The following is a 5912-nucleotide window of genomic DNA, read 5'->3' as shown; positions in this document are numbered from 1 at the left end:
TTACACGAGGAACTACAAAAGTGGTGGGAGTGATGGGATTCCCTGTCAAACACTCCTTGTCGCCTGCGATGCACAACGCTGCTTTTGAAGCTCTTGAGATGGATTGGGTCTATGTTCCTTTCGAGGTCTCTCCGGAAGAAATACCGGAAGCATTGAAAGGAGTGAAATCATTGGGGATTATAGGCGTCAATGTAACGGTGCCACACAAAGAAAACGTGATACCCTATCTATCCGAAGTCTCGGAGGATGCCCACAGGATTGGCGCGGTCAACACTATAATCAATGATCGTGGTAAACTGAGGGGACTAAATACTGATAGTGTCGGCTTTGTCCGTTCTCTCGGCAAGGAAGCTGAAGGGAATGGGCGAACGGCCTTTATATACGGCGCAGGAGGTTCCGCAAGGGCGGTAGCATCTGCGCTGCAGCGCCAGAAATGGCGTGTAGTGATTCATAATCGTACGAGAGAACGCGCCGAGATGTTAGCCCGAAGTTTGAACGAAAGCGGCGCGGGGTACAATCAAATAGAGGTGGTTAGCGACAACGCAACTGCAGTAAATGATGCGCTGCAAGTGACGTCTTTGTTCGTAAACTGTACACCAATAGGGATGCATCCAATCGTGGATCAGGTCCCGGCGGTAGAGATAAGAAACATGCCTTATTCATCTATTATTTATGACCTTATCTATCATCCGCTGGAGACGCAGCTTCTAAAAGCTGCAAAGCAACTTGGATATCGCACGATGAATGGCGCAGAGATGTTGGTGCAGCAGGGCGCAGAAGCCTTCGAGCTTTGGACAGAACAAAAGGCGCCCGTAGATGTCATGCGTAAAGCGTTGCTAAGTTGTCTCACTTAATGTGAGACATGCCCTGAAACCTAAGGGATACTTGTCTTTGAAACTCAGGTTGAACCTGCAGTTGAAGAGCTATCAGGGATTTTTGAAAAGCGGTTGATACGTTTCGTAACCAATTGAACCGATGCCTGCATCGTGAAGGTCATGATTAAAGGCATTTAACGGTACGGGAGTGGATGAATATGGCGATGCCTCTTCGCAAAGACTTAGGCGCAATATTGCTGGGAAAGGGTTATATAACCTCCGAGCAGCTTGATGAGGTGCGTCAGGTTCAGCAGCAAACAGGCAGCAAGGATCTAGGGCAGGTCGTACTTGACCTTAGTTTTGCGACTGAACGGGATGTTTATGAGTGTAAGGCGCTCGAAATTGACCTGCAGTTTGTTGATTTAGATAAGTTCCAATTCGATGCGGCAGTCCTTAACATCGTAAAAGAGCATATCGTTCGAAACAACAATGCCCTACCTGTAAAACGTGATGGTCAGCGACTATTTGTTGCGATGTCTAACCCCAATAATATCCGGGCTATTGACGATTTCCAAATGGTTTCTGGTTGTAAAATTGTGCCTGTCTTAGCCGCTCCAGGCGCTATCCAGGATGCGATTGCTCGCGCTTATAAAGTCAGTGATGATAGTGGTGGAGCAAATGGCGCAGGGGCGCCAACTAATGCTGCAGTCGTTCCTGCGGTAGCATCAGCCCAGTCCGACTCTAATGCCTCTCTTGCTGCTGCTGCCAAAATGGCAATGGCGGGTCAGTCCAGCAGAGATGGTGATGATGTTGAGGATGCTGAAGCTGAGAGCTTGGCACAGCAACAGCCGATTATCAAGATGGCCAACGTTATCATTCAGAAGGCCATTGAAGATAGAGCAACTGATATTCATATTGAACCTGATAGGCGTGATGTGCGTGTCCGATACCGTGTAGACGGTGTTTTGATTGAAGTTATGCGCGTGCCAAAGCCAATTCAAGCGCCGCTTATTTCGCGCTATAAGATTATGTCTGAGATGAATATCGCCGAACGCCGTGTACCGCAAGACGGCCGTATCGGTATCAAGCATGAAGGTAAGGAATATGACCTTCGTGTTTCGTCGATACCTTCGATGTTTGGCGAAAAGATTGTTATGCGTATCCTCGATAAGACCAGCGTTTTACTTGGTATGAGTAAACTTGGCTTTTCTGCCGAGACCCAGGCTCGATTGGAAGAACTCGTTCTCCAGCCAAACGGAATGGTACTTTCTACCGGGCCTACCGGTTCCGGAAAGACTACTTCCCAGTATTCGGTTCTTCATAAGCTGAACTCTGTCGAGAGAAATATCATGACGATTGAAGATCCGGTTGAGTATCAACTCAGCGGAATCACGCAGGTGCAGGTCAACAAGAAAGCGGGATTGGGGTTTGGTAATGCACTGCGCTCTTTCTTGCGCCAAGACCCGGACATCATCATGGTCGGTGAAATGCGCGACCTTGAAACGGCTGAAATCGCTGTTGAATCCTCATTGACCGGACACCTTGTGCTTTCAACCTTGCACACCAACGATGCTCCATCGGCTGTTATCCGAATGATTGATATGGGTGTTGAGCCTTACTTGATTTCCGCAACGGTTATCGGAGTGTTGGCTCAACGGCTTGGCCGAAAGGTTTGCCAGGAGTGTAAGGAACACTATGAGGTTCGTCAGATCGACCTGCGGCGCTTTGGCTTCAAAGTGGTTGATCCGGAAGCGAAAGTGGTGCTATCACGCGGTCGCGGGTGCGATAATTGTCGACAAACCGGTTATAGAGGTCGAATTGGTTTTTACGAACTGATGACGATGAATGCTGAAATTGCGGAGATGGTTGTTAGACGCGCTCCGCTTGCAGATATTAAAGAAGCGGCCAAAGCAAATGGCATGAGAGAGCTTCGCGAGGATGGTTTGCTTAAGGTACTCGAAGGCATTACCACTCCTGAAGAAGTCATGCGCGTTGTCTTTACCGCCGGCTATGGATAGGAAATTTAGTGTGGATTACGTAGTGAGTATTTCGTAATCAGAAAATCACAATACTCATTACGCATTAGTAAGAACGGAGGCTGTTATACGTGAGCGATATTCAACCTGATTTTGATATTACCGGCGCTCAGCCGGTGGATACTGATAGCATAAAAGCGGCGCCAATCCCTGGACTTGATCCGGTTGCAATGAGTGAGACGGCTAAGGCTGAAATGGCGACTGCCGTCGCAACGACTGGGATGAAACCAAGGTCACTTGAATCCATTCACATTGATGATCTTTTGCGAATCGTGGTCGAAAAGGGCGCATCCGACCTTCACTTTTTGGTTGGCGCTGAGCCAACGATCCGTGTCGACGGTCAGCTTATAAGGTTGAATTACGAGAAGGCCACACCAAACGATACCGTTCGTATGATCTATGATGTCTTAACGGATGAGCAGATACAACGGTTTGAATCGACGTTGGAACTTGACTTATCGTATGCTCTTGGCAAATTAGCCCGCTTCCGTGTGAACGTTTTTCGCGATAAAGGCGCTATTGCGGTCGCTTTCCGTTTAATTCCCGCGCGAATTCCGACCATTGCCGAATTGAACCTGCCGCCGATACTTGTCGAATTAACACGACTAAAGCGCGGATTGGTGCTATGTACGGGGCCTACCGGTCATGGTAAGTCTACTTCTTTGGCTGCTATGCTCCACCAGATCAACATGGAACGAGCAGTTCATATCTTGACGATCGAAGACCCAATCGAATATTTGCACCCTCATAAGTTATCCATCATCAACCAGCGGGAACTAGGGCAGGACACGAAGGCGTTCCAAAACGCTCTAAGAGCAGCCCTCCGCGAAGACCCGGATGTTATCCTGGTCGGTGAAATGCGCGATACGGAAACCATCGCATTGGCGATTACTGCAGCAGAAACAGGCCACTTGGTGTTTGCAACTCTGCACACCAACAGCGCCGGTGAATCCATTGACCGAATGGTTGACGTATTCCCTCCCGGACAACAGGAGCAGGTTCGTATTCAGATCGCAAACACGATTCAGGCAATTGTCTGCCAGCAGCTCTTGCCGAGAGCCGGACAGCCCGGACGAATTCCTGCGACAGAAGTTATGGTTGCAACGCCTGCTATTCGCAACCTCATCCGTGAAAATAAGACACACCAAATCCCGTCTTCTATCCAGACCAGCGCCGGTCACGGAATGCAGACGATGGATCAGGCGCTGCGCGATTTGTACCTTCGCGGTGCAGTCTCCTACGACGATGCTCTTTCCTTTGCAGTGAATATCGATGAATTAAAGAAGATGCTCATGACCGCTGGAGGTATCGTTCCTGGCGCAAGGCCAGGCGGAGCGCCTCCTCCCGGCGGACAGAGAAGGTAGATTAACGAAGTTGAAAGTTAGTCTGAATTGCCTTGTTTGGTAATTACTTTCTAACTTAGCTTGTGTATTAAGGAGTTGGCATATGGCGACCTATGCTTATGCAGTAAGAGATGCTAGTGGGGCTCTCCACAAAGGCCAGGCCGAAGCGGAGACCATTGAGATCCTACGAAACCGGCTTAAAGAGCAAGGGTTTGAAGTTCAGGATCTGAAGGCCATCAAAGGAAAACGAAAATCCGCTGGATTTGGGAGGATCAAGCTCAATGACTTGGCGCTTTTCTGCCGCCAGTTTTCGACCATGATGGATGCGGGTGTTTCGTTGATTCGAAGTATGGACGTTCTTAGCCGTCAAAATGAAAACCCGAAGTTAAGGCGTGTACTGGTGGAAGTTGGTGAGCGAATCGAGGGTGGTGAAACCCTTTCAAGAGCGCTAGCTCGTTACCCGAAAGCTTTCAGTAACCTCTTTGTAGGTTTGGTTCGTGCTGGTGAAGTCTCAGGAACCCTCGAAGAATCGCTTCAACGTCTTTCACAGTTCCTTGAATCCGATGTGGCTTTACGCCGTAAAGTCAAGGCGGCTATGACTTATCCTGTCATCGTCGTCGTGGTTGCATTGTCGATCGTTATGGGTTTGGTTATGTTCGTCGTGCCAAGTTTCTTCAAGTTGTTCTCTGACCTTGGCATGCGTGAAGAGCAATTCCCAGCGACTACCAAATTTCTAGTTGATCTAAGTCACTTTTTAACCTCAAAATGGTGGGTAGTAATTATTGCGATTATTATCTTCGTTATGGCGTATAAGGCTTTTGCCAACACCACATTTGGTCGGCGTACAGTGGACAGGTTAAAGCTCAAGATGCCTGTCTTTGGCAAGCTGCACCATCGCATCTGTTTAGCGCGATTCTCAAGGACGCTTGGTACTTTGATGGCCGCTGGTGTGCCAATTCTTCAAGCTATGGAAACAGTGGCCGGCATGCTTGGAAACGCTGTTCTTGCGGATGCAATTCTTGAAGCCCGTGCCCGTATCCGTGAAGGCGACCGTATCGGAGTACCGCTCGAAAAAAGCAAAATGTTTCCGCCAATGGTCGTCCACATGATCGGAGTCGGCGAAGAGTCGGGTTCTCTCGACTTTATGTTGCAGAAGATTGCTGATTACTATGAAGCTGAAGTGGAAGCGATGCTTGCCTCGCTGACGGCGGCAATCGAGCCATTACTGATTGTCGTCCTCGGTTTCATGGTCGGCTTCATCGTTATCTCGATGTTCGCGCCGATGCTATCAGTTATCACAGAACTATCGAAGTAAAGCTGATAGTCATTACAAGAACAAATACATGTAATCTCGCCCTCTCCCGATAATTCGGGAGAGGGCATTGCTATAATTAATACTAGTGCGTAGTTCGTATTGCGTATTAATCCGGATATAAGGGAAAGAGAATACAGATGCTATCAGCTTGGTCGTTGTTTGTGCCGTTTATATTTGGTTCAGTTGTAGGGAGCTTCTTGAACGTTCTGGTTTGGAGGCTTCCTCGGCACGAGTCGATTGTTTCGCCCCCATCGCACTGTCCCAAGTGCGAGCATCGGCTTGGGCCGCTTGATTTAGTGCCGCTCTTGAGCATTTTATTCCTCCGAGCGCGATGCCGTTATTGCAAGGCGCCTTTTAGCTGGCGGTATTTTGTTGTCGAACTTGTCACGGCGTTATTGTGGGC

At 48.8% G+C, this 5912-nt stretch carries 5 protein-coding genes; all 5 read left to right on the top strand.

All coding sequences use genetic code 11. The features are described 5' to 3' along the window. The coding region (locus tag WCO51_08810) for a shikimate dehydrogenase (GenBank protein ID MEI6513359.1) at nt 1–854 on the top strand (854 nt) is incomplete at its 5' end. Nucleotides 855–1033: 179 nt separating this feature from the next. Further along, nucleotides 1034–2833, top strand: coding sequence for an ATPase, T2SS/T4P/T4SS family (locus WCO51_08805; protein MEI6513358.1), 1800 nt, complete (start codon nt 1034–1036; stop codon nt 2831–2833). Between the two features lie 239 nt (nt 2834–3072). Beyond that, complete coding sequence (locus WCO51_08800) at nt 3073–4215, top strand: type IV pilus twitching motility protein PilT (protein MEI6513357.1); 1143 nt, start codon at nt 3073–3075, stop codon at nt 4213–4215. Between the two features lie 82 nt (nt 4216–4297). Continuing rightward, nucleotides 4298–5509 (top strand): type II secretion system F family protein, encoded by a 1212-nt coding sequence (locus WCO51_08795; protein ID MEI6513356.1) that lies wholly within the window; start codon nt 4298–4300, stop codon nt 5507–5509. 137 nt (nt 5510–5646) lie between these two features. Continuing rightward, nucleotides 5647–5912 (top strand): prepilin peptidase (locus WCO51_08790; protein MEI6513355.1); only part of this gene is annotated, 266 nt, incomplete at its 3' end.

This window comes from bacterium (genome assembly GCA_037131655.1).
In the GTDB taxonomy this organism is placed as follows: Bacteria; Armatimonadota; Fimbriimonadia; order Fimbriimonadales; family JBAXQP01; genus JBAXQP01.
Note: the sequence above shows the minus strand (reverse complement) of the source record. Positions and strands in the feature narration are given on the sequence as shown.